This is a genomic window from Rickettsiales endosymbiont of Peranema trichophorum (assembly GCF_004210275.1).
GTDB lineage: Bacteria > Pseudomonadota > Alphaproteobacteria > Rickettsiales > Midichloriaceae > RICK02.
The window spans coordinates 1-22,849 of sequence record NZ_SCFA01000028.1 but is presented as its reverse complement, the minus strand read 5'-3'; the positions used below and the strand labels follow the sequence as shown (position 1 = coordinate 22,849).

27 protein-coding genes are annotated in these 22,849 nt (G+C 40.1%); 15 read left to right on the top strand and 12 right to left on the bottom strand.

Annotated elements, in window-relative coordinates; all coding sequences use genetic code 11:
* The 6 genes from EDM53_RS01345 to EDM53_RS01320 all read right to left on the bottom strand — a co-directional run.
* Positions 1-296: PD-(D/E)XK nuclease family transposase (locus EDM53_RS01345; protein WP_130121677.1), on the bottom strand; the 296-nt coding region annotated here is incomplete at its 3' end.
* Positions 297-381: 85 nt separating this feature from the next.
* A complete protein-coding gene (bioA, locus tag EDM53_RS01340; protein WP_130121675.1) occupies positions 382-1,671 on the bottom strand; it encodes an adenosylmethionine--8-amino-7-oxononanoate transaminase in 1,290 nt (429 codons plus the stop codon).
* Complete coding sequence (gene bioD / locus EDM53_RS01335; protein WP_130121673.1) at positions 1,668-2,276, bottom strand: dethiobiotin synthase; 609 nt, start codon at positions 2,274-2,276, stop codon at positions 1,668-1,670. The genes bioA and bioD overlap by 4 nt, the downstream gene beginning before the upstream one ends.
* Before the next feature lie 40 nt (positions 2,277-2,316).
* Complete coding sequence (locus tag EDM53_RS01330) at positions 2,317-3,060, bottom strand: methyltransferase domain-containing protein (protein ID WP_130121671.1); 744 nt, start codon at positions 3,058-3,060, stop codon at positions 2,317-2,319.
* Entirely contained in the window at positions 3,050-3,679 is a 630-nt protein-coding gene (locus EDM53_RS01325; RefSeq protein ID WP_130121669.1) for a hypothetical protein, read from the bottom strand. Before EDM53_RS01325 ends, EDM53_RS01330 begins: the two co-directional genes overlap by 11 nt.
* Positions 3,679-4,836 (bottom strand): aminotransferase class I/II-fold pyridoxal phosphate-dependent enzyme, encoded by a 1,158-nt coding sequence (locus EDM53_RS01320; protein ID WP_242507819.1) that lies wholly within the window; start codon positions 4,834-4,836, stop codon positions 3,679-3,681. Before EDM53_RS01320 ends, EDM53_RS01325 begins: the two co-directional genes overlap by 1 nt.
* Positions 4,837-4,855: 19 nt before the next feature.
* Here EDM53_RS01320 and bioB point away from each other — a divergent pair, with 19 nt between their 5' ends.
* From bioB to EDM53_RS01290, 6 genes are all read left to right on the top strand, one after another.
* Positions 4,856-5,797, top strand: coding sequence for a biotin synthase BioB (gene bioB, locus EDM53_RS01315; RefSeq protein WP_130121667.1), 942 nt, complete (start codon positions 4,856-4,858; stop codon positions 5,795-5,797).
* A gap of 91 nt (positions 5,798-5,888) precedes the next feature.
* Positions 5,889-6,089 (top strand): hypothetical protein, encoded by a 201-nt coding sequence (locus EDM53_RS06480; RefSeq protein ID WP_207215400.1) that lies wholly within the window; start codon positions 5,889-5,891, stop codon positions 6,087-6,089.
* A gap of 110 nt (positions 6,090-6,199) precedes the next feature.
* Positions 6,200-6,589 (top strand): glycoside hydrolase family 3 N-terminal domain-containing protein, encoded by a 390-nt coding sequence (locus EDM53_RS06475; protein WP_130121663.1) that lies wholly within the window; start codon positions 6,200-6,202, stop codon positions 6,587-6,589.
* Positions 6,590-6,839: 250 nt separating this feature from the next.
* A complete protein-coding gene (gene def, locus EDM53_RS01300) occupies positions 6,840-7,391 on the top strand; it encodes a peptide deformylase (protein WP_130121661.1) in 552 nt (183 codons plus the stop codon).
* 92 nt (positions 7,392-7,483) lie between these two features.
* Positions 7,484-7,900, top strand: coding sequence for a hypothetical protein (locus tag EDM53_RS01295; RefSeq protein ID WP_130121659.1), 417 nt, complete (start codon positions 7,484-7,486; stop codon positions 7,898-7,900).
* 125 nt (positions 7,901-8,025) lie between these two features.
* Entirely contained in the window at positions 8,026-9,093 is a 1,068-nt protein-coding gene (locus EDM53_RS01290) for an LptF/LptG family permease (protein ID WP_130121657.1), read from the top strand.
* 25 nt (positions 9,094-9,118) lie between these two features.
* On the opposite strand, the gene EDM53_RS01285 is transcribed toward EDM53_RS01290, so the two are convergent.
* Positions 9,119-10,411: a nucleotide sugar dehydrogenase gene (locus EDM53_RS01285; RefSeq protein WP_130121655.1), complete on the bottom strand. Its 1,293-nt coding sequence runs from the start codon at positions 10,409-10,411 to the stop codon at positions 9,119-9,121.
* A 188-nt stretch (positions 10,412-10,599) separates the two neighbouring features.
* On the opposite strand from EDM53_RS01285, the gene EDM53_RS01280 reads away from it, so the two are divergent.
* Positions 10,600-11,064 carry a thermonuclease family protein gene (locus tag EDM53_RS01280; protein ID WP_130121653.1) on the top strand — a complete coding sequence of 155 codons (465 nt, stop codon included), beginning with the start codon at positions 10,600-10,602 and terminating at the stop codon, positions 11,062-11,064.
* A 173-nt stretch (positions 11,065-11,237) separates the two neighbouring features.
* On the opposite strand, the gene EDM53_RS01275 is transcribed toward EDM53_RS01280, so the two are convergent.
* From EDM53_RS01275 to EDM53_RS01260, 4 genes are all read right to left on the bottom strand, one after another.
* Positions 11,238-11,564 carry an HU family DNA-binding protein gene (locus tag EDM53_RS01275; RefSeq protein ID WP_130121652.1) on the bottom strand — a complete coding sequence of 109 codons (327 nt, stop codon included), beginning with the start codon at positions 11,562-11,564 and terminating at the stop codon, positions 11,238-11,240.
* 120 nt (positions 11,565-11,684) lie between these two features.
* Complete coding sequence (cysS, locus tag EDM53_RS01270; protein ID WP_242507817.1) at positions 11,685-13,064, bottom strand: cysteine--tRNA ligase; 1,380 nt, start codon at positions 13,062-13,064, stop codon at positions 11,685-11,687.
* A 162-nt stretch (positions 13,065-13,226) separates the two neighbouring features.
* A complete protein-coding gene (locus EDM53_RS01265; RefSeq protein ID WP_130121648.1) occupies positions 13,227-13,700 on the bottom strand; it encodes a DUF2846 domain-containing protein in 474 nt (157 codons plus the stop codon).
* A 335-nt stretch (positions 13,701-14,035) separates the two neighbouring features.
* Positions 14,036-15,202, bottom strand: a complete 1,167-nt coding sequence (locus tag EDM53_RS01260; protein ID WP_165379536.1) for a fimbria/pilus periplasmic chaperone — start codon at positions 15,200-15,202, stop codon at positions 14,036-14,038.
* A gap of 152 nt (positions 15,203-15,354) precedes the next feature.
* On the opposite strand from EDM53_RS01260, the gene EDM53_RS01255 reads away from it, so the two are divergent.
* The 5 genes from EDM53_RS01255 (at position 15,355) to rimM (ending at position 18,891) form a co-directional block, all read left to right on the top strand.
* The gene (locus tag EDM53_RS01255) at positions 15,355-16,791 is read left to right on the top strand and encodes a phosphomannomutase/phosphoglucomutase (RefSeq protein ID WP_130121644.1); all 1,437 of its coding nucleotides are present in this window, start codon (positions 15,355-15,357) and stop codon (positions 16,789-16,791) included.
* A gap of 14 nt (positions 16,792-16,805) precedes the next feature.
* Positions 16,806-17,357: an RNA pyrophosphohydrolase gene (locus EDM53_RS01250; RefSeq protein WP_130121642.1), complete on the top strand. Its 552-nt coding sequence runs from the start codon at positions 16,806-16,808 to the stop codon at positions 17,355-17,357.
* Positions 17,354-17,929, top strand: a complete 576-nt coding sequence (gene pth / locus EDM53_RS01245) for an aminoacyl-tRNA hydrolase (protein ID WP_130121640.1) — start codon at positions 17,354-17,356, stop codon at positions 17,927-17,929. Before EDM53_RS01250 ends, pth begins: the two co-directional genes overlap by 4 nt.
* A 119-nt stretch (positions 17,930-18,048) precedes the next feature.
* Complete coding sequence (rpsP, locus tag EDM53_RS01240) at positions 18,049-18,291, top strand: 30S ribosomal protein S16 (RefSeq protein WP_130121638.1); 243 nt, start codon at positions 18,049-18,051, stop codon at positions 18,289-18,291.
* 15 nt (positions 18,292-18,306) lie between these two features.
* The gene (rimM, locus tag EDM53_RS01235) at positions 18,307-18,891 is read left to right on the top strand and encodes a ribosome maturation factor RimM (protein ID WP_130121636.1); all 585 of its coding nucleotides are present in this window, start codon (positions 18,307-18,309) and stop codon (positions 18,889-18,891) included.
* 50 nt (positions 18,892-18,941) lie between these two features.
* Here the strand turns inward: rimM and EDM53_RS01230 are convergent, their stop codons facing one another.
* Positions 18,942-19,745 carry an RMD1 family protein gene (locus EDM53_RS01230; protein ID WP_130121634.1) on the bottom strand — a complete coding sequence of 268 codons (804 nt, stop codon included), beginning with the start codon at positions 19,743-19,745 and terminating at the stop codon, positions 18,942-18,944.
* Positions 19,746-19,934: 189 nt separating this feature from the next.
* On the opposite strand from EDM53_RS01230, the gene EDM53_RS01225 reads away from it, so the two are divergent.
* The 3 genes from EDM53_RS01225 to EDM53_RS01215 form a co-directional block, all read left to right on the top strand.
* Positions 19,935-21,542 (top strand): NAD+ synthase, encoded by a 1,608-nt coding sequence (locus EDM53_RS01225; RefSeq protein ID WP_130121632.1) that lies wholly within the window; start codon positions 19,935-19,937, stop codon positions 21,540-21,542.
* Between the two features lie 337 nt (positions 21,543-21,879).
* Complete coding sequence (locus tag EDM53_RS01220; RefSeq protein ID WP_130121630.1) at positions 21,880-22,152, top strand: FG-GAP repeat domain-containing protein; 273 nt, start codon at positions 21,880-21,882, stop codon at positions 22,150-22,152.
* 356 nt (positions 22,153-22,508) lie between these two features.
* A partial coding sequence (locus EDM53_RS01215) for an Rpn family recombination-promoting nuclease/putative transposase (protein ID WP_130121628.1) occupies positions 22,509-22,849 on the top strand: 341 nt, incomplete at its 3' end.

Genomic DNA, 22,849 nt, shown 5'->3' with positions numbered 1-22,849 from the left:
CTTTCTATCTCAACTATGTATTTGTGATGCTTTGTGTCTTCTACTATCAGGTCTGCTAAGCTTTTCTTTTGACTGTATTGTTCTTTATTGCTTTCGCTTTCAAGGAGTCCAACTATTTTGACAGGTTCATGCCCTTGCTCTTTTAGTAAAGCAGAGATGAATCCCTCTATGATGTCATAGTTACCCTTGTCTCTTAGCAAGTACTTTATGGCAAAATCAAAGCTTATCAGCTTGCCTTTGTAGCTTTCTATATCACTTGGTATGTGTTCGTATTGCTTCTCTTCTGTTGTCTCCATTCTAAACCTACCAGTTCATGGGCTTTTACAGACATTGTAGTACACTTTCACGAGACTGTCATTAGCGATCTTTGGTATATAAAACTTATAGTGCATTCAAAATATTTGATAGCTGATGATACACTTTTTTAAGTTCGTTGGGATCGATACAGTATGGGGGTAGAATATAAACTGTATGACCCAGTGGTCTCAGTATCAATCCTTCCTTAAGGAATATTTTGCGCAACTCTGCTGTTGAGTGTTGCAATGTGGTGATTTCAAAAGCGCCGATTGTTCCTAAGATACGTGTATTACAGATGTTATGGCATCTGTCTACTAAGGTTTGAATGCCATGATGATGAGCCTCATTAATAGCAATAAGGGCCTCTTGAGTTCGGCTGGATTTAAACAGCTCCAGTGATGCTATTGCAGCAGCACAGGCTATTGGATTGGCAGTATAAGAGTGTCCATGTGGAAAGGCATAGTGGGCATTCGAGCTTACAACGAGATCAAATATTTTATCGTTTGTAACCGTCAGGGAGAGTGGCAAAAATCCACCCGTCAGACCTTTTGCAATGCATAAGAAATCAGGCTCAACGCTTAATTGAGACATGGCAAAATCCGTTCCAGTACGACCAAAACCAGTCATAACCTCATCAAATATCACTAAAATGTTCTGCTGATGAAGCCTTTTGACCACTTCGTTGATAAATTGAGCTCTGCAAATACGCATACCGCTCGCACCTTGTATCAAGGGTTCCAGTACAATTGCTGCTATTTCAGTGCCGTGGTTCATAAGATGTGAGTCAAGGACACTCAGTGCATTTTGCTCTTTTGATTCTACCTCATCGTCACCTGTCCAAGTTGCAGGGTAGGGTATGGTTAACACCTTAAACAAAAACGATGAAAATGTATCGTGAAAGCCTGACTTTACACCTATAGACATCCCACCAAAGGTATCGCCGTGATACCCTCCATCAAAGCTTAAAAACAATGTCCTGTTGGGCTCGCCTCTGTTACTCCAGTATTGATAGGCCATTTTTAAGGATACTTCCAAAGCGGTCGAACCATTGTCAGAAAAGAAAAATTTGCTGTATTGTGTAGGCAGTATTTGTTTTAGACCATCACATAGCTCAATAGCTGGTTCATGTGTAAAGCCTGCAAATACAACATGTTCAAGGGCTAAGGCTTGTTCGTAGATCTTATTTGCTATGGTTTTATTCCCATGGCCATGTATATTGACCCACCAACTTGAGATCAGATCTACATAACGCCTGTCACTTTCATCATATAGATAGGCACCTTCACCCCTTTTAATGACAGTGATGTCGTCTAAAGTGTTAGAGAATGGGTGCCATATCAGGCTTTTGTCTCTCTCGATTAGTGTCTTTTTCATTGTTGCTGAAAGATGTGTTGTAGAGATGGTGTAAGCATCACTGTACCAATTTTGTATCTGTTTACATTGTCTATAAAATCAAATTGGGCAAGTACCTCAACACCCCCGTAGTAAGATATTGCATCAGCGTTACCCTGGTTTAGGGGGCCGTTGATTATTACACCTAGAACGTTTACATGTCTTGCTCTTAAGGCCTCAAGGGTCAACAGTGTATGGTTAATGGTACCCAGTCTTGAGCTTGCTACAAGAATCACAGGCAGACCTACGCGCCTTACAAGATCTATTATAAACTGAGTGCGATTCAGTGGAACTAATACACCTCCACTACCCTCAATAATCAAGTTCGCACTGTCTGGAACCTGAATGTTTGAGATGTCGATCTCCACTTGCTCAATCGCGGCAGCAAGATGTGGTGATACAGGAGTCTTGTAATAATAGCTCTCCATGTGCACCTGGACACCAGCTATGTCCAATACTGCCGCGGTATCTCTTTCAGGGCCTGTCTGTATAGGTTTGTAATAATCGTAGCCCGTTTTTAAACACAACCAGCTGCAAATTAAAGTTTTACCTACTCCAGTATCTGTGCCAATAATAAACACCTGCATATGACCTATACAACCAATATTTTGCCAACTGTATGCTTACTTATTTTGCAAGAACAGCATAAAAGATCTTATAACTTATTTCCAATTCATTGCAATACTTACGCATCAACATTCTCAAGGTACTTGTCGGAATTGTGGTGTCTGTAGCTGTAGCACCTAAAGCCTTTAAGTACCTTATGAAATCATGCGCATTTTGAAATTTTACTTTTACATCCCTTGTCTTCAGAGCAAGATATCTTGTATCAAAATCACTGCAGAATTGACGAATTCTTTGAAGTTTAGGATAACTTTTTATGCCAGAATTTACACCATAACCAGTTAGTATGTCATTCCACTCCTGAAAAGTTCCGTCGAGAAGACAAGAAAATGCAAAAACGTCTGCTTTGTTTGTGAATTTGGTAATAGAACCATATAAATCTCCTACCCATTGAAAAGCAAGATTGCTAACAATGAGCTGGTGTTTTGCAAATTGCAGTCTTTCCATGTCTCCTGTACAAAAAGAAAGCCTACTGTTGTCCCTAAACTTTCTTTGCACAATTTCAATCATCTTGGGAGATATGTCGTTTAGCGTGTACAAAGAATCACTATAATGCTTCATTAAAAGTTTTGTAACATAGCCTGTACCCGTCCCAAGATCTAAAATTGTCTTGGGATAAAAGGCAGCGTCCAGCTCCCGTACTATTTCAAGCAAAAATGCAGCGCTTTCCCTCTGTACATGCCCCACCAAATCATACGATGTGCTTGCGGCATCAAAACGGCTCTTAATGCGTTCTTTAGTTGGCATGATTAATAAAATGATGGATCTTTTGGTATATTAATTTTGCATCAACTAGTCCTAATGCATGTAGGCCCCTTGGGAGAATATCAATTGTGACGTTCTCAAGCTCATCGAAATTATCGTGTACGACTTCAAGTGGTACTATAGGGTCGTCAGCAGCGCTAATGATCAATGTTGGAATGTGTGATGGTGCAACATATGCTTGATTTAAAAGTACAATATCTTGATAAAGCAAGTGTAGGTTTGCTTCTAGCGCGTTCCAACCAGATGCTCCACATTTGGTGTAAAATGCATTTAGTGTCTTTGTTGGATTTTGCTGTAGCTGCTTTTGAAACATTACCAGTTCGCGACCTCTCCTTTTTTGAAGTCTTCCAGTGCCCAGAAAGTTTACAAAGGCATTTAGCCCGATTAGATAGTCAAACCCCTGATTGCTATGAATCAATTTGGGAAATCCTAGTGAGTGCGCAATGCCTATCACTTTCCTATTATCCCTGTTGTATGCTGTAAGGTGATTGATGTGTTTGCAATACACTGACACATCTTTGTCGTCTCGAAATAATTCTGATAATTGTGCCCAAAAACGATTATCAAAACCAAAGCCATTTGAAAATATGATATGTGTCATCAAATACGTTCCAGAGTTGATACTAACAGGTCTAGGTCCTTCTCCTGATGGTGGCTGCATAAAGCAATGCGCAACCTAGAGGTCCCAGGCGGAACAGTGGGCGGTCTAACACAAGAGACGATGAGATTGTTGTTCATCAAGTTGTTCATCATGTCGATGGCTACACGTTCCTCTCCAACAATAATAGGCACTATATGAGTGACAGAGGCTCCTATATCAAAATTTGATTTTGATAATTTGCTTCTTAGGATGCTAGAGAGATGTTGCAGTTGGGATCTCTCATTGACCATCTCTGGTAGCATCCTCCAGGCCTTTAACGCGCCGCACATGATTGCAGGTGAAGGGGCAGTTGAATATACAAAACCTGTTGCCTTGTTGATGAGGTATTCTTTAATGGTTTTAGAGCATGCTATATAACTTCCGCTGCAACCCAATGCTTTGCTAAAAGTGCCCATCACTATACAATGGAGACCATCTAAGTCGATCGCTGTCGATAAACCATAGCCAAGTGGGCCAAGTATGCCTGTGGCATGGGCTTCGTCTAGATATAGGATCGCATGGTGCTGCTTAGCCAGCTCTGCTACATCATGAATTGGCAACACGTCCCCATCCATACCAAATAGTGTCTCTGCGATAATAAACTTGTGCCTATGGTCGTTTTTGTGTTGTTTTAAAAGAACCTCCAAGTGAACCATGTCGTTGTGCCTGTACCTGACTAGTTCTGCTCCACTTAAAAAGACTCCTTGATACAGGCTTGAGTGATTAAGCTTGTCAAAAAAAACCAAGGGTGGTGCCCCTAAGACGTCTGCACTAAGAAGAGCACTGAGAGCAGATACGTTCGCTTGAAAGCCACTGCTGAAGATGATAGCTTCTTCCATACCCTTGCTTTTAGCGATGGAGGACTCTATGGTGTGAAAGCAATCTCGATCTCCTGATAGCAGTCGTGAGCCAGTTGCGCCCACACCGTATTCTTGTGCAGCCACAACAACAGCCTCAATAACACTGTGATTTGTGCTTAAGTTGAGGTAATCGTTTGTTGAAAAGTTAATGCATTTGTCTTGATTAACTTGACATCTGCCATGTAACTGACGATATTTGTTTGTGCAGCGTAGGTCTTTTACGTGTTGCTGATACTGCTCATACATCTTATTAACCAACAACTTCCTTGATCATCAGGTGAACAAAAAACGACACTGGACATTTAAAGCAGCAAAGGCAGTCTTTGAAATGCCGTTCATGGAACTTATTCATAAAGCGCAAAAAGTCCATCTCAAACATTTTAAGAAAAACTCCATACAGGTCAGTACACTCCTTAGCATAAAAACGGGAGGCTGTCCAGAAGACTGCGCATACTGTCCTCAGTCTGCACGTTATAAGACAGGCGTTCAAATGGAAGCGCTAATGGATGTGAGTGACGTGGTGCAAGCCGCTACAAAAGCAAAGGAGAATGGCAGCACGAGGTTTTGTATGGGAGCAGCATGGCGTGGACTTCATGATCGCAATATGGAGAAAATATGTGAGATGGTGAAGGGGGTAAAAGGGCTGGGTCTCGAAACATGTATGACGTTGGGTTTGTTGACCAGTGCTCAAGCTCAGAAATTAAAAGAAGCTGGTTTGGATTTCTATAACCATAACATTGATACTTCGCCAGAATTTTACGCGCAAGTCATTACCACACGTACATTTCAGGATCGGTTAAATACCATTGAGGCGGTCAAAAAGGCCGGTATGAAAGTATGTTGCGGTGGTATCATGGGTATGGGAGAAACAAACGAAGATCGAGTCAAAATGTTGGTGACGCTTGCAAATTTGGACGAGTCTCCAGAATCTGTTCCAATTAATAAATTAATCAGGATTCCTGGTACGCCTCTTCAAAATCAAGACGCTATTGATCCGTTCGATTTCATTCGTGTCATAGCACTAGCAAGAATTTTAATGCCTACATCTTACGTCAGGCTTTCAGCAGGACGGGAAGATATGTCAGATGAGCTTCAGGCATTGTGCTTCATAGCTGGTGCTAATTCTATTTTTTATGGAGAGAAGCTTCTTACTGCAAATAACCCGATTCCTGAAAGAGATGAATCGCTGCTTCAACGCTTAAATCTACAAAAAATATGAGACTGATGCCTGTCTAACTGTTTTTGCCTTTATTGTGTCGCCATTTTGTGGAAATGCTAGTATAGACGATCGGTCGATAAGGCAAATGATCATGGTAGGTTTTCAAGGAACAAGTACAGATGATCAAGACGTCAAAAAATTACTAGATGACATTAAAAATGGTTATGTGAGTGGAGTCATATTGTACAAGTACAATATAGAAAGCGAACAACAAGTCATGAAATTGACACAAGCTTTTAAGGCTGCGGCAGCAGAGGCTAAAGTACCAATATTCATCGGTATAGACCAGTAGGGAGGCCATGTATCACGTTTAAATCAGTCTAACGGTTTTGAAAATTACTTGTCTGCTAAACGCGTTGCCAAGAGCTAAAACCACGGGGAGCTCATCGCTATTACAAGAAAATGGCGCTAGATGTAAAAAGGGTAGGGTGCAACCTAGTTTTTGGGCCTGTTGTTGACATAGATCAGAAACCACCGTGTGTTGTGATAGGAGGGCTAGAGAGGAGCTTTGGAACAAATGTCACAACGGTTGTGAAATACGCCACTTCGATGATTACAGGAATGCATGAAGTCGGGATCCTGACTTCTTTAAAGCACTTTCCAGGGCATGGTAGCGCTATGGGAGATACGCACCTTGGTATGGTGGACGTAACTCAAACTTGGACCCATACAGAGCTAGAGCCGTATAAGCGATTGATAGACATGGGGATTGTAGATATGGTGATGACCTCACACATTATCAATAACAACCTTGATAATCAAGTCCCAGCAACCCTTTCAAGGAGGATGTGAAACTCGGCTCTACGGAGGTATTTCAATACGTTTACGCAGCCTCATCCTTAAATCCATTTGCCTGATTTAATCTGAAGCTTAGTATCACATGTGGTTTTGAGAAAAAGTGAAAGATGTCATAGGGAGATACCCTGCCTTTAATAATCCAGAAGATGTACATCGCTCTAGTATCTATTATTTATGATACAGTTTTATAAAGTTTGTGTTAAAATACTATAGAACAATGCGCGTTTAGGGTAGTCCAGATACCATGAAAAGTCTTAAAAAGCTTTCGTATAATTTAGTCATCGAGCCTGATGTGATGCTTCACCAGAGTTCGCAGCATTTGAAATCTGTCGACGATGAAGCCAGAGCTCTGATGGACGATATGTTAATAATGTGTCATCACTACAGAGGTATCGGTATTGCAGGAGTGCAGGTAGGTATACCAAAAAGAATAGTTGTGATCGACATAGATTATTATAGTGGTGGTAGACTAAATGAACAATGTCATGGTGGACAACCATTGTTTTTGGTGAATCCAGAAATAATAAGTCATTCGTCAGATACAAACAAATATAACGAAGGATGTTTATCTGTTCCCGAGCTGCACGTTAATGTTACACGTCCCGCGTCCGTTGTGGTTAGATTTCTGGATTATTATGGTCGCGAACAATCTCTAGAAGCAACTGGAATACTTGCCACATGCCTTCAGCACGAGATTGATCATTTGGAGGGTATCACAATATTTGACAGAGCATCGCAGCTTAAAAAGGCGATGTATTTGAAGAGAATTAAGAAAATAATGGGTTCATCGCATTAATTTGTGATTTTTCGAAAGAAACTAAATGATAATTGACTTGTTTTAGGAAATCTTACTAAAATAAAGTTATATGTCATGTTGAGTGCCTGGATATGGTCAAAGATTTGAAACAAGCAAAAGATGTTCTGATGACTTATGGAGTTAAAGAAGATGTAGTAGAGCAGCTTAATGGAGAACAGATACATCAACTGATTGCATTTTGTATAGACTGGGTAAATGAACCGCGTCGTAATCAGTGGGTGTCGGAGCTAGCATTGATGGAGCTGAGCGGTAAGGGCGGCGCAGCATTTTTAGCAAGCACTGGTATTGCAAGCGTTGTACAGCTGAGAAATTTAACATGTGAGCAGATTGTGGATATATTAGAAGAATATGATGTATACCAAGATGAGGGCCTTGCAATGCAAAAGGTCCGGGACAGTATTATATCTAATCAGCAAATGAAATTGGAGTTACACAGCGGTATCGTACCTTCTAAAAGCGTCATTGCTGGATTCGATAAAAAAGTATAAACCACAAAATGCTGGTGACATCCCGCTGATATAGTAGTATACAATTGCGATGTACACTTTTTACTGCAACTTCTGTAGTAAAGTGTTTTGCTTGTGGTATACCACATTAAAAAGTTAGCAAACCAATGAAGATTTTTGTTAGTTACATTAGCAGGTTGCTGTTATATCAGTTTTGTGTGATTATGGCCACGTTGCTTGGTATAGTGTGGATCGTGTATTCGATGAAGACAATAGACATGATAGTGAATCGTGGATTGACCTTTATTGATTTTCTAAAAATTACTATCTACCTGATACCACACATCGCATTTATAGTGACTCCTTTTGCGTTGCTGTTTACCACCATTATCACTTTATACAGATTGTTATCCGATAATGAGTTGAACGTATTAAAAAGCAGTGGACTAAGCGAACTACAAATATCCAAACCGGTATTGTATTTCATGGTTCTGATACTGAGCTTACATTACGCGATCTCACTGTATCTGTTGCCTATGAGTTACACGGGCTTTAAAAGTTCACAAAATTATTTTCGCAATCATTACGCCTCTATTTTGCTTGAGGAAAACATCTTCAACTCACAAAGTAAGGTGACGTTTTATGTATACAAAAAGCACGAAAATACGTACGAAGGCATTGTGGTTTACGATGGTCGCTCACCAAGTGTTTCCAAGTTTATCTCCGCACAAAAAGGTGCAATTATTAAAAACGATGGTATGACGTTCTTTCAACTTTATAATGGCACTCATCAGGAGAAAAACTTAAAAACAGGGCAGGTATCTATTTTATACTTTGATAAGTATTCATTAAATTTGGTAGCAAACGACAAAGCTGATGTCAGAACCATAGAGCCACAGGAGAAGTTTGTATGGCAACTGTTGAGTACAGATCCTGAAGGCGTCAAAATCAGCAATCAAGCAAGAGTACATGGGCACTTTAGAATATCATGGCCTTTATACTGTGTTTCGTCGATTGTGCTTGTCTTAAGTGTATTGTTGACGAAAAGGTATAAACAGATGCAGTCCCCAGTTCAAAAAATACAGCTAGTTGGTATAGTGTTGCTAACAGTAATTTTACCTATGCTGTTTCATAATATCGCCATACACAACCTATATTTCATACCGCTGATGTACTTGTCTCCTCTTTTGCAAAGCTTTATAGGTTTTTACAAGCTTCGTCGTGGGACGGTGTAATCATATCAGTTTGATATAACTGAATTTAAGAGCGATACCCAAACTTCTTTAAGATTCCTCTAGTGTCTATCAGGATTTTGGAATGTGCGTTGATCATATCGTAATCAAATTGGTCATGATCAGTTGCGATGACGACACAGTCAAAATTTTCCAAAACTGATCGACCGAGGCTGAGACTATCTAGATCATAAGTGTGCTCTCTCATTTTTGGGAAATGTGGAAAATATGGATCAGAGTAGCTGAGGGCTGCACCCATTTCCCTCAGCAAGTCCATCATAAAAACCGATGGTGATTCTCTTGCATCGTCCACATTCTTCTTGTAAGAAATGCCGAGAATTAAGATTTTACTACCTTTGATTGCCTTATGCTGTTCGTTTAACGCTATGGAGATCTGATTCACAAAGTACTTTGGCATAAAATCATTGATCTCGCCTGCAAGCTCTATGAATCTTGTTCTTATACCGAATTCCCTCGCTTTCCATGTGAGATAAAATGGATCGATAGGAATGCAATGTCCACCAACTCCAGGACCAGGATAGTAAGGTACAAAGCCAAATGGCTTGCTTGATGCGGCCGCGATAATTTCATGAATATCAAGTCCCATCTTATCTGCTACGATTTTCATTTCGTTGACTAGTCCAATGTTGACCGCACGATGTATGTTCTCCAGTAATTTGGTCATCTCTGCAGCACGAGTTGAGCTGACCTGTACCAGCTTGTCAATCACTTGAGCGTATAAAGCCGTCCCTGCGGCTAAACAGGTGTCTGAGTGGCCACCTATAATCTTAGGGATGGATTGTAAGCCAAACGTTTCGTTGCCAGGATCTTCACGTTCTGGGCAGTAAACCACAAAATAGTTCTGACCCACTTTAAATCCAAGTTGTTCAATTCTGGTCACTATTTCTTCATCGGTGGTACCAGGGTAGGTAGTAGACTCCAGTGACAACAACTGTCCATCTCGTAGATATGGTGCAATGCTGTTCATAGAGCCGATGATGTAAGTAAGATCTGGCTCCTTATACCTGTTCAAAGGTGTAGGTACGCATATGATGATGGCATCAACCTCTTTGATCTTGGAGAAGTCACAAGTTGGTAGGAATTTACGTCTCAGCATTTCTTGTATTGTTTCTGGGCGGATGTGCTGAATATACGTCTTACCACTAGCAAGAATTGCAATTTTATCAGGGTCAATGTCAAAGCCTATCACCTTTAAGCCGGACATAGCAAATCTGTGTGCTAGAGGTAAGCCGACGTACCCTAGGCCTATTATTCCGACAACAGTAGATGAGGTTGAAAACTTCTTCACTACATCATTCATAAGATACTCAAAGAAACATTTGTGCTAAAGTTATCTGCGCAAGTACAAGTAGTTTGAACAGAAGTTGCAAGTTTGAACCGATTATATAATACTACATGTGAATTGCTATAAAAATATAAACAAAGCGCTTAACAGCTTTCTTAACAAGTGAGAAGAGCCTGTGTCCCCTAGTTTGATCTAATTGCGCCATGAGTCATGATAAAAATCTCTGGGAATATCGTCTTGTGCTGCCAACTATGCTATTGGCAGTATCTTTTGTAATGTGGAGCACTAGTACCTCTGATGTTGGGCTGTTTGTGGGAATGCCTACGTGTATACTTGATGGAGATACTATAGTGATTAATGATACAAAAATAAGATTGAAAGATATAAATGCTCCAGAGGTTGATTCACAAAGCGCAAGTCATGAGTGTCTAAATGGGACGAGCGCAGGCCAGTTAGCAAAAATGAACTTATCAAGGCTAGTGATAGGCAAAACTGTTGCTTGTACAAGTGAAGGAATTGACTGTTATGGTAGGCGATTGGGGTATTGTTATGCAAACCATCTAAACGTCAATCAGGCGATGGTAAGAAGTGGGTATGCAGTCCACAAACTGTACAAAGATTTGCAGCGAGAAAGAACAGTTTCGTATACACCTCAGACAATTAAGTGACAGTAAGATTATACAAATTCCAATTAATTTGGGGACACAAGCTCTTATACCAAGTTTCAGATTAAATCAGGCAAATGGATTTGAGGATGAGGCTGCGTAAGCGTATTGAAATAGGTGCGCAGAGCCGAGTTTCACAAAATCCGTTTTGAATCATTTAAAAATGAGAGTTGGTATTACTCGTTCTCTTGCTTCTTTGGTGTATTCAAGTACTCTATCAACTTCTCGCTGGCTTTAAAGTGAACTGCGTATCTTGCCGGTATAATGTAACTCATACCCCTAAGATTGTTGACAGTTCTGCTGTTGTGGCTTCTGGTCGTTATAGAGCCAAATCCCCTGATTTGAATCCGATCACCTGAAGTTAATGCCGTTGCGATTTGCTCAAAAAATGTTGAGACGGCCGAAACAAGCTTTGCTAGAGGTATGTCGGGATTGAGACGGTGCAGATTGTTGACTATGTCAATCTTCTTTATCGTGTCTGGACGTGGGCGAACTTTCTCCATAACACTAACAAAGAATAAGAAGTAGGAAATTCATCTCGCAATGGCAAAAAGATTATGCTTTAGGAATGTTTTTAATGAAATAGTTTGATATGTCAACAAAAAGATGAGATTTATGACATTTTATTTGGGGGTGTTGTCATGGTTTTCAATACGTATCAGATTATATGCGGTCTCTGTGTCTTCTATGCTGTATCCAAGTGCAGCTATTTTTTTTCTTACAAGATCCGCTTCTGTCCATTGTTTAGATTGTCTGAGTTGAAGTCGTTCATCTGCAAGCGTTTTTACCTCAGTTGGTATGTGGCTGTGTTCGTTATGTGTTGATGTTTGAACCAAATCGAACCCAAGAAGCTTCATAGCCATGTATAAATGTTTAAGGGAATTGTCGTCGCCACTGATAGCGCTGTTAGCAAACGAATGCATCAATGCAAAAGCTCTTGGTGTGTTGATGTCATCTCTCAAGCTTTCTATAAAATCTAAATCAAGCGTCATAGGTTCGTTGGACATCTTATCTACGTTTACACGCTTTAAAGCTTCTCGAAACTTTGCAATGCTTCTTTTAGCGTCTTCGATTCCTTTGTGGGTGTAATTGAGTGGTTTTCTGTAATGTGTCGTCAAAAAGAAATACCGCAATACAGCACCCTCCATACCTTTATTCAGTACGCTTCTTAATGTCAAGAAATTGCCTAAGCTTTTGCTCATTTTTTCTCCTTCGACAGTGAGAAAGCCATTATGGACAAAGTATTGTGCAAATGTTCCGTGTGTTGCGCATCTGCTCTGTGCCAGTTCGTTTTCGTGATGTGGAAATACCAGATCGGAACCGCCACCATGTATGTCAAACGTCTCCCCCAAGTACTTTTTGCTCATCGCGGAACATTCCAAATGCCACCCTGGCCTTCCTCTGCTCCAAGGGCTATTAAAGCTTACGCTTTCCTCGTAGGCTTTGGAGGGTTTCCACAGTACGAAGTCACATGGATTTTTCTTAAAGGGTGCGACTTCAATTCGTGCTCCCGCTATCATGTTTTGTACTGTAGTTTTTGACAATTGTCCGTAATGTTCGTAGCTGCTGATATCAAACAACACATGCCCTTCTGCACAGTATGCATTGTTGTTTCTGATTAGAGTTTCTACCATCTCTATCATCTCCGGTATATGCTCCGTTGCCTTTGGTTCAATGGTTGGTTGGAGGCAATTTAATGCTGATAAATCCTGATGGTAGCAATCAGTGATTCTAGATGTTAAGGAAGAAATTGATTCTCCGGAGTGTTGAGCCACCTCAATAATTTTGTCATCCACGTCTGTGATATTTCTGACGTAAGTGACTTTTGGATAGTGGTATCGCAGTAGTCTATACAGCACGTCATACACCACAGCAGATCGTGCATTTCCTATGTGTGGAACGTCGTAAACAGTGGGTCCACATACATACATAGTCACGTCTGTACTGTCTTGTGGAACAAAAATGTCTTTTCGATCCGTTAGTGTGTTGTATATACTAATCACGCTTTGTTTAGGAATACGTTATCAGGTTCATCAGAAATTATACCGTAGTTGGACAATTAGACAAGAAAATGTGTGAAATTCTCAATGGTAACTTCTCTGCGGAAATTTTGCTGTGATAATTTCCCTGTGATCACCGCACTATGACAACTTTAAATTTCCAGGTTATTTATCTACCTTTATTACTGTACCCAGAGCAAGTCTTTTAACATGGTATTTTCCTTCAGATTCATCAATACGATACATATGATTACGTGCTACCAAAAATCCTATGTGAACATCTTGTCGCAAAAATATTACATCGTTAGGTTTTGCGTTAATATTTACTATAGACCAATTCTCAGATGCTGATAATATTTGGTGTTCACCTGGGGAGACGTTAAAATATATGTATTGATTTGCGCGCGTAAATCCCATTTCCGATTCAGGTTTCTTATCATCTAGAAAAACGTTAAAGCTAATCAGTGCACCCATTATACTTGGTCTTACAACGTACACAATAGCTTTGCCTTCTTCTGGTGTTTTAGGAAGCTTATAATCAACCACGTCTTGCCTGATCTGCTCGATACTAGGTGGAGTAGCGCAACCCCCTAATAATAACAACGAACACAACACTAACAATTTGATGCTTTTAAACATTTGAGTACTTTGATTAGTTGGTTGCGTGACGTATACATCATTTTAATTTGCACTTCAAATAGATCTTTGTGTGTCAAGTAACAATTGTCTATCAAGTAATAAACAGTTGCGGGTTTTTGCTTTTCTCGATGCTCTTCCATTCTTCTCTACTTCTTCGCCATTCTCTATGCTTCCCTATGTTTTTCCATGTTCCTACACGTTTCTTCGTTCTCCTCTACGCTTCTTCAGGCTGCTATATGCTTTCTTTGTAAGAGTCTGTCCACAAATTAATTGAAATGACAAGGAAGGTAGCGAGAATGAGAGAAAGAAGATATAGGAGTGACAAAGATACAGCATTACTTCAACTTGCTCTTGTACACTTTGCCGTTATTGATTGTGTAGAGATCAATAGTGTTATAATTTTGATGGCGAATGGGAATGTTGTAAACTGTTGTGCTTTCGGGAAGTAGGTAGTGACCTAATTCTATCGTGTTTGTGTCACCGCTTTGGTTAGTAGCAACTATTTTGCTGATAACCTCGTACACATTTGAAGAGTTGTGACAGACTAGATTGATGGAATCCGCTTCTGGGTATATCTCAGCTTTGCAAAGTGCGACACCACTTCTTTCCTGTCTCGCTTTTAAAATCAGCGGTATAATTTTACTGAACGTTTGCTGCTTTGATGTTGGCCTGCTCTCCATTAATAGTGCATATCCGATGTCAGCATTTGCTTCCACATCCTTTGCTTTTACTAATCTCACCAACTGTGTACTACGGGGTTCTACCTTAAATGTTCCAGGCGATATAGTGAAATCTTTAGAAGATATGGGTTTGTATGTCTCATTGTTGCCTCTGGCCCACTTTTTAAGCTGCGCAGACACGTTCCATGCAGCTCTAGTGCCATTGACAATGCATATGAGCTTAGTTTTTTGGTCTTTTGATATCTCTTTCTTATCCAAGCTGTTGATCAGATTTGATTTCTGCGAAGCATTTTGTATGTTTTGACATTCGTCTTCCGATCTTGGATATGTGACAACAATGAGTCTATCCAAAGTGTTGTGAGAATTGCGTGGTTTATCTTTGGCATTGTTATCACTTCCCGTATTGGGTATATTTAGGACAATATCAGGGCTATTAATATGAATAGGGTCGTTGCTTACCACGTGGCGATCTGTGCTGTTATGTTGTTGAGACCCAAATCCAGTCGCATCTTTTCTGACGCTACCGGTACCTAGCTTACTTTCATTGCCCAATGTCCAATATCCACCAAGATCATAATCCCCTTTAAATTCTTCTTTGTTATGCAAAAGCTCAATAGGTTGATAAGTCGTTGTTGTCTTTTTGATAGAGCTAGTGATCGCAAGTGGTATGTGTTCCTGTTGAGTGACACAGTTTAAGCCCTGAGGTGTCACATTGCAGTACTCTGGGACGTAAGCGTTGACTTTTATGCTTTTGCTGCTTACACCGCCAATTGCTGTTGAAAAGCAACATATTGATATCAAGATCGCTGCGATAACATGCAAACTCAAATTCACAGGGTTCTAGAGATATGAAATAGATGTATTACTTTTATATTGATCTCATATCCAGCGAAGATCAAGAGTAGTTCTTCTCTATTGCACAAATTCAATATTAGGTGTAACCATAGACAAAAAGGTCACCTTGCGTTTAAAAAATGTCACAAGAAGCATCGCACGTATTTGACGCACAAATCTTAAGAAAATACGACATCAGAGGGATATATGGCGATAACGTCAATGCGGCGGATGGATACTTTTTAGGCAGAAGTTTCGCCGTTTTATTGAAGGAGCATGGACTGCCATTGTCTGTCTTGGTGGGTTATGATGGGAGGTTCAGCTCTCCAATACTTGAAAAAGAGCTTGTCGAGGGTTTGAAGGACTCAGGCGTCAATGTACTAAGGGTTGGGCTTGTTCCTACTCCAGTTCTTTATTTTGGAACGCACACTCTATCAGACTATCAGTCTGGGATTATGATTACTGGCTCTCATAATCCTCCCGAATACAACGGTTTTAAAATAGTGATGAATAAGTGCGCTATTTTTGATAAAGATATCAAAAAACTAGCTGAAATTAGCAAGACAGGGTTGTTTTTAAGAGGGGATGGTGTCGTAGAAACACAAGATGTGTTAGACAGCTATGTACAGAAAGTAGCTGGCTTGATAAAGCCACAGTGTGGTAAAAAAAGACTGAAGGTAGTATGGGACTGTGCAGGTGGTGCCACATCTATGGCGATCCAAGCGCTAACACTAAAGTTGCCAGGAGAGCATCATATCATTAATGAAAAGATTGATGGCTACTTACGCAATGCAGATCCATCACATCCTCCCAATCTTGAGCGTTTAATAAATGTGGTGCGTAGTGAGTCGGCAGATCTTGGTATTGCCTTTGATGGTGACGGGGATAGAATAGGTGTAGTAGATCAAAAAGGCAGAATAGTAGCTAGTGAAGAACTAACACTGCTATTTGTTAAATCGATACTTGCGAAACGTTCAAAACCTGACAGAAAGGAGCTCAAATTTTTGTTTGATATTAAAACAAGTGACGTCATATGCCGCAAGGTAGAAGAGTGGGGTGCGAACTCTATTCTTTGGCATACAGGGCACTCTTTGATCAAGCAGAAAATGAAAGAGGAGCACATTGTTTTCGCTTCTGAGATGAGCGGTCATGTGTTTTTTGGTGACGATTATTATGGATATGATGACGGCATCTTTGCAGGTTGCAAGCTCTTGAGCATTTTAAGCAGATCAAAAAAAAGTTTGGCAGAATTGTGCGAGATGTTGCCAAGTATATACTCTACTCCAACGATCCACCTCGTTTGTAAAGAATCTGAAAAATTTGAGATTATTGAAGAGCTAAAGTCATATTTAAGTAACCAAAACATTGACTTTAATGCTCTAGACGGCATACGACGTCAATCTAAAAAAGGCTGGTGGTTAATTAGAGCTTCTAACACACAAAATTGTTTAGTAATTCGTGCAGAAGCATATAAAGAAGTTGATCTTGCTGAATTGTGCAAAGAATTAATCTCAATATTGTCTACGTCTAACACACAACTTGATTTATTACAGCTTTATGAGCTGACTAATCAATAAAATAGAAGGTTGATATGAACGAAGGTAGTGGTAAGTGTATTGAGGTCTTGGGACCATCTTCAGTTTCTTCTTTTCAATCTTCAGCGCCTCCATTTCAAAATATACCATACCGAAAGGGAGTGGGTATAGTGCTCATCAATGCTCAAAAAAAGGTGTGGGTGGGCAGGCGTATAGATCCACCAAACTCGTGGCAAATGCCCCAAGGTGGTGTTGATGAAGAGGAAATCCCAGAATATGCTGTATTTCGAGAGCTCTTAGAAGAGATTGGTACAAATAAAGCAAGGATCATTGCTGTGTCACAAAAGGTTCATTTGTACGACTTTCCAGAGCATATCACAAACTTGTTTGATGGCATTTATCGTGGCCAACAGCAGTTATGGTTTCTGATGGAGTTTTTGGGAAGTGACGATGATATCGACATTTGCGCTTCCGATACCCCTGAGTTTCAAGAGTGGAAATGGGAGACTTCTGAAAATGTTGTATCATCGATAGTGGAGTTTAAAAAACAAATGTATGATGATGTTTTTGCTGAGTTTAAGCCACTTATAGATCGATATGTGGTATGACATACAAGTTGATTGTAGGGTTGGGCAATCCAGATCAGCGATACGAGCGTACGAGGCATAATTATGGCTTTCTGGTGATTGATGAGATTGCCAAGCATTTTGATTTTCCAAAATTTACCAGAAGATTTCACGGAGAGATGTCATCGCATACGATCTTTGATCAGAAAGTGTTCTTGCTCAAGCCTCAAACATACATGAATAGATCTGGTGTTGCAGTACAGGAGGTGTTGCAGTTTTACAAATTTGCACCATCCGAGCTTATCGTTATACACGACGATCTAGACATAGCATTTGGTAAGATCAAGATTAAAAGCGGTGGAGGAAATGGAGGACACAACGGTTTGAAATCAATCGATGAACTGATCGGTGTAGAGTACACAAGAATGAGACTTGGTATATCAAAGCCTACATATAGTACAGATGTCTCTGACTATGTGTTGTCAACATTTACACAAGAGGAGTTAAAGGATGTAGAAGGCGTCACGAAGTTCATAGCTCAGCACATTGACTTACTACTTGCCAACAAACACAGCAACTTTTTATCAAAATATGTTGAGACTGTGTCAAGATGAAGATATCACAGAGCCTTAAGGGCAAGTTTTATAGATTCCATCAAAATTTTTCTTGCTTTAGGGACAGAGATATCTTAGTCTGTGTCAAATTATCAGCAATTGTTATGTAGAGAGTATAAATGACATTAAGAATTAGACTCAGTAGAGGTGGTAAAAAAAAGAACCCATACTATAGAATCGTCGTTGCTCCTTCTAGTGCACCTAGAGATGGTCGTTTTATTGAAACTGTAGGCAACTACAACCCATTGTTGGAGAAAGACAATGCAGACAGGATTCGGTTAAATCATGAAAGAATCAAGTATTGGATATCTGTCGGTGCTCAGCCTTCAGCGAGGGTTTCAAAATTTCTCTCAAAGTCCTAAAATCAGGGCTCCGTTATGCAGCTAAAAAAACGCTCTGTGATTTCGGAAGATGACGTTGTAGACCAAAGGGGCGAATTAATCTGTGTAGGTGTTATTACCAGTACCTTTGGGATCAAAGGGTATTTGAAAGTCAAGTGCTTCACTGAAAGAGCTAAGGACATAGCGGATTTTATGAAGGTTGTTGACTCTGAGAATAGACCGTACAAACTGTCTCTTGTGTCGGCAAATAGGAACTTTGCGGTAATATCTCTAGACGGAGTAAATTCCAGAAAAGAGGCAGAAGAGTACCATAACAAAAAACTGTACGTTAGACGCGAAGAACTCCCTAATTCCGATCAAGATGAGTACTATTACGCGGATTTGGTCGGCATGAGTGCATTTTTGAAATGTGGGGCATGCATTGGGACTGTTCAAGGTGTTTCCAATTTTGGTTCTGTCGATCTTATAGAAATTCGCAATACGGCTACAGAAGACACTATGTATTATCCTTTCACGAAGCGATTTGTTGTAGATGTCGACATAGAGGGCAGGGTCATGATCTGCGAACCTATTGAAGAATTAATAGCATCAAAGGAATGCCAGGAGTTGGGCGAGCTCTAGAATACAAAGTGCAACACAAAAGAGCTGATAAGAGGCAGGATCAAAGAAGCCTAGTAAAACTCCCTCCAGATCCCCAAAACTACTTCAATCATGATGAGGAAAATGATAACTAGCTCCAATCTTGATGCATGTATGTATTGAAGCTCGTTAGAAAGCATCTGATATAGTTCTTGTATGACTGAAAGCCGTTTGTTGAGTATTTCCAATCTGGTGTGAATGTCCATAAATTTCACAGACATGTCATAATATGTTTGATATCTAGGTCTTCTCCAGAAAAATTCAGGTGTATCTAAAATTGTGCTGTGTAGGTTGATGGAGTTACGCTCTGCAAACAACTCACCAATTTTAATGGATAGCACTCTGCGTGAAAGAGCCACTTTACCAGTTTTAATTATGTTTTGAGGAATGTGTTTTGTGGCTGCAACCGTTTTATCTACCGAATTCTCAAAGGACGTTAGCTTCACAGACTGCGATAATCCATACGATAATGATAGTTTAATGTAAGGATCGTGTGACTCTAAAGTAATGAGATCAGCCTCTTCGTCAATTCCAGTGATGTGACCAGCATTCAGCTCATAACTGCAGGAATCTATGATAGGCTCTGTAAGTGGATTGATTAAAAAATCATCTATGGATCTTAAAAATTCGGTCTCTTGAGATAATGCAAAGTCCCAGAACGCTACACAACCATAGCTAAATATAAATAATTCTTTTATATTATTTGCGTCATCTATTAGTTGAACTAACAACACTTCATTTTCATGAATTTTTGCAACGGCAACAGAATGACCCAACTTTGTTACTATTTTGGGCAAATCGAATACATCGCCGCAACAGTAGTACGAACAGCGCATGTTACAACACTAAAAATGAACACAATATAGACACTATAGCATTAGTAGTGATACACCTCAATATGCTATAAGTGCGTGGGTCTATTGTGATAAATATAGAGATGCTGCTTAGTGTGTGGTAATATATCGTTCATAAACAGTGATTATTTGCACATTGTGGCGGTAATAAGTTAATCAAAATAGGATGGTATGCAAATATACGTAGCGCAGGTTAAACCAATGATAGGTGGCTTGGATTTCAACTTTAAGATCATCAAGGACCATTATAGGGAAGCACTAGATCGTCAGTGTAGCATATGCATGTTTCCTGAGCTTGTGACAACTGGGTATACTCCTCAAGACCTCTTGTTAAAGCCAGGTTTCATAAGAGAGCTTGATGGTTATGTCAAAGATTTAACTAGTATCGTTGGAAGTACTGCGCTGTTGCTCCCTACGCCAATTCAAACACAATATGGTTTAGAGAATGGTGTTATTGCAATTCAAAATGGTGAGATCATAGGCCAAACTGGAAAAAAACACATTGTGAATTACGGCATCTTTGATGAGAAACGTTACTTTATAAGTGGTACTCCACAGATCATTAATGTAAATGGAATGAGGATAGGCGTGCCTGTGTGTGAGGATATATGGTTTGACGATGTCACAAAGAAGCTAAAAGCAGAAGGTGCTGAATTATTTCTGGTACCAAATGGTTCTCCATTTGAAAAGGGCAAATTTGATGTAAGATTGAATATGGTCCGAGCAAGATTCAATGAGACTAAGGTACCTATCATTTATTGTAATCAAGTGCTGGGGCAAGACGGGATTATATATGACGGTAGAAGCTTTGGATACGATGGTGAATTAAAATTCGTGTTGAAGCCATTTGTGGAAGATGTTGGTGTCATACGAATCAATGATAATACCATAGTATCAGGCAAGCGAATCGATGAATATGCGGACTGTGATCTAGCCTACGGAGCTATGGTGTTGGGTCTACATGACTATGTTGTCCGCAATAACTTCGATACTGTACTGCTAGGTCTTTCAGGAGGCATAGATTCTGCTTTGGTATCTGCGATCGCGACAGATAGCTTGGGGGGTGACAAGGTATATACCACAATGATGCCATCGTGTTTTACAAGCAAGGAAAGCATAAAAGATGCAGAGAGTGTCGCCAAGTTATTGGGGACCCATCATAGGGTCATCGATATATCTCCAATCGTAGACGCTGCAAAAAACATCATGCCAAATATGTCAGATGTGGCATATGAAAACTTACAAGCACGTGTGAGGGGTGTTGTATTGATGACGACATCCAACTCCACGGGAAGGATGGTCTTGACAACAGGGAATAAAAGCGAAACAGCGACAGGCTATACTACATTATATGGTGACACATGTGGAGCTTTCAACCCAATTAAGGATCTGTATAAAACTGATGTGTTTAAAATCTCAAAATTTAGAAACAGTGCTATACCAAAATCCATTCCCGTTCAAAATCCTGTGTTTCCGGTGATGCCAGAACGTATTCTCATCAAGCCACCATCAGCAGAGCTGAAGTTCAATCAAAAAGACAGCGACTCTCTTCCGCAATATGATGTGCTCGATCGCATACTGTACTTGTATATAGAGTGCGATCTGTCGGTTGATGAGATCGTTGCGCAAGGGTTCGACTCTATGATAGTGAACAAGGTGGTTCACCTAGTAAAATCCGCGGAGTATAAAAGGCGGCAATCAGCGCCTGGAGTGAGACTTAGTCCAAGGCCTTTTGGTCGTGAGAGGGATTATCCTATCACCTCCGGATATAAAGGTTAGCCAATGTGCTAGAGGCCCAGATTCATGCAAGCACATACAATATATCGTTGATTAGCCGATGATTGTTAAAAATATTTACACAAATGAAATATTTCATTTGCGTTAAGAAAAGGGATATGATACTCGTTCCGTGTTGATTATGTTTAACAAAACACAAAATAGCTAAGCAAAAGCGTCGTGTTTCGATTGTGTTACTTTTAACAGTGGGTGGGGGTTTTCCAACTGTACTCCTGTAGCCAATGAATCTGAGAGAGCTTTATGCTGAGTATAAGGATTCACAAAGCATGAAGTAATGAACATGTTATTTGGCTATACAATTAAATTATGAGGTAATATCATGAAAAACAGTAACTTTGTTGTTCACGGTCGCTTTTCCCCGGCTCCAGGATATGCTGTAGGTGCAAATAACTACAAGTATTTGGTAGGAGATTTTAATGGAGACGGCAAGTCGGATTTGGTACATTTATGCTGCCCCAATAATCTACGCGCTTGGTTATCTAGTGGAGACGGTACTTTTGCGGTCAAGGCCCCCTTCTCGCCAGGAGATGGGCGATATGGTGTAGACTTGAATAACTACAAGTATATCAGAAGATGTGATCGCTGGTCTTGAGAAATGAAGCACGGCAGCCTCTTGTGTAATCTCTGCTTTTTATGTGGCTGGAGAATCACATAGGATAATTATCAACACTTATTCTGTAGCTCACGTAGATGGGGCCTGCTTTGATCCTTCCAGAAAACTTCCCCTTTATTCGTCACAAACACCACGAACATATCCACAAATTACTCTACATGCTATGGTGTGTCAACCACCAAAATAAAAAGGATGCTTTTGACACCAAAAAGGTACCACACTAAGATGTGGTAGTTTTTTGATTACAGAATCATTGGAGTATAAAACAGCTGGAGGAAGTATTCGGAATAGTATACAATGGGTTGTACTAAGCATGAACACAAGAGAGTATACTGATGACAAGATACCTAGACGCAACAAACGATGTAGCATTTAAGAGAGTCTTTGGCGACAAGGAAAGACTGAAGGATTTCTTAAACGCTATACTACGTTTAGAACCTGGAGAAAAAATAGCAGAACTCGAGTTTATGTCTGGAGAAGAAATACCCGACATAGGACAGGGCAAAAGAAGCTTGTTTGATTTGAAGTGTAAGGACGAGTCTGGAAAGATCTACATAGTAGAAATGGAGAATAGACAGGAGTCCCACTATATACAAAGAGCACAGTTTTATGGGTCACATACATACGTATCACAACTCAAGAAGGGTATGTTTCATAAGGACTTGTTGCCTGTGAT

Bases quoted from the DNA above. Each gene is read 5' to 3' on its own strand.
- EDM53_RS01295 (WP_130121659.1), top strand. From the start codon at position 7,484: ATGGTCAAAGATTTGAAACAAGCAAAAGATGTTCTGATGACTTATGGA.
- pth (WP_130121640.1), top strand. From the start codon at position 17,354: ATGACATACAAGTTGATTGTAGGGTTGGGCAATCCAGATCAGCGATAC.
- EDM53_RS06480 (WP_207215400.1), top strand. From the start codon at position 5,889: ATGGTAGGTTTTCAAGGAACAAGTACAGATGATCAAGACGTCAAAAAA.
- EDM53_RS01255 (WP_130121644.1), top strand. From the start codon at position 15,355: ATGTCACAAGAAGCATCGCACGTATTTGACGCACAAATCTTAAGAAAA.
- EDM53_RS01290 (WP_130121657.1), top strand. From the start codon at position 8,026: ATGAAGATTTTTGTTAGTTACATTAGCAGGTTGCTGTTATATCAGTTT.
- bioD (WP_130121673.1), bottom strand. From the start codon at position 2,276: ATGCAGGTGTTTATTATTGGCACAGATACTGGAGTAGGTAAAACTTTA.
- EDM53_RS01220 (WP_130121630.1), top strand. From the start codon at position 21,880: ATGAAAAACAGTAACTTTGTTGTTCACGGTCGCTTTTCCCCGGCTCCA.
- bioA (WP_130121675.1), bottom strand. From the start codon at position 1,671: ATGAAAAAGACACTAATCGAGAGAGACAAAAGCCTGATATGGCACCCA.
- EDM53_RS01275 (WP_130121652.1), bottom strand. From the start codon at position 11,564: ATGGAGAAAGTTCGCCCACGTCCAGACACGATAAAGAAGATTGACATA.
- EDM53_RS01265 (WP_130121648.1), bottom strand. From the start codon at position 13,700: ATGTTTAAAAGCATCAAATTGTTAGTGTTGTGTTCGTTGTTATTATTA.
- rimM (WP_130121636.1), top strand. From the start codon at position 18,307: ATGCAGCTAAAAAAACGCTCTGTGATTTCGGAAGATGACGTTGTAGAC.
- EDM53_RS01285 (WP_130121655.1), bottom strand. From the start codon at position 10,411: ATGAATGATGTAGTGAAGAAGTTTTCAACCTCATCTACTGTTGTCGGA.
- EDM53_RS01325 (WP_130121669.1), bottom strand. From the start codon at position 3,679: ATGACACATATCATATTTTCAAATGGCTTTGGTTTTGATAATCGTTTT.
- EDM53_RS06475 (WP_130121663.1), top strand. From the start codon at position 6,200: ATGGCGCTAGATGTAAAAAGGGTAGGGTGCAACCTAGTTTTTGGGCCT.
- EDM53_RS01250 (WP_130121642.1), top strand. From the start codon at position 16,806: ATGAACGAAGGTAGTGGTAAGTGTATTGAGGTCTTGGGACCATCTTCA.
- EDM53_RS01280 (WP_130121653.1), top strand. From the start codon at position 10,600: ATGAGTCATGATAAAAATCTCTGGGAATATCGTCTTGTGCTGCCAACT.
- EDM53_RS01330 (WP_130121671.1), bottom strand. From the start codon at position 3,060: ATGCCAACTAAAGAACGCATTAAGAGCCGTTTTGATGCCGCAAGCACA.
- def (WP_130121661.1), top strand. From the start codon at position 6,840: ATGAAAAGTCTTAAAAAGCTTTCGTATAATTTAGTCATCGAGCCTGAT.
- EDM53_RS01225 (WP_130121632.1), top strand. From the start codon at position 19,935: ATGCAAATATACGTAGCGCAGGTTAAACCAATGATAGGTGGCTTGGAT.
- rpsP (WP_130121638.1), top strand. From the start codon at position 18,049: ATGACATTAAGAATTAGACTCAGTAGAGGTGGTAAAAAAAAGAACCCA.
- EDM53_RS01230 (WP_130121634.1), bottom strand. From the start codon at position 19,745: ATGCGCTGTTCGTACTACTGTTGCGGCGATGTATTCGATTTGCCCAAA.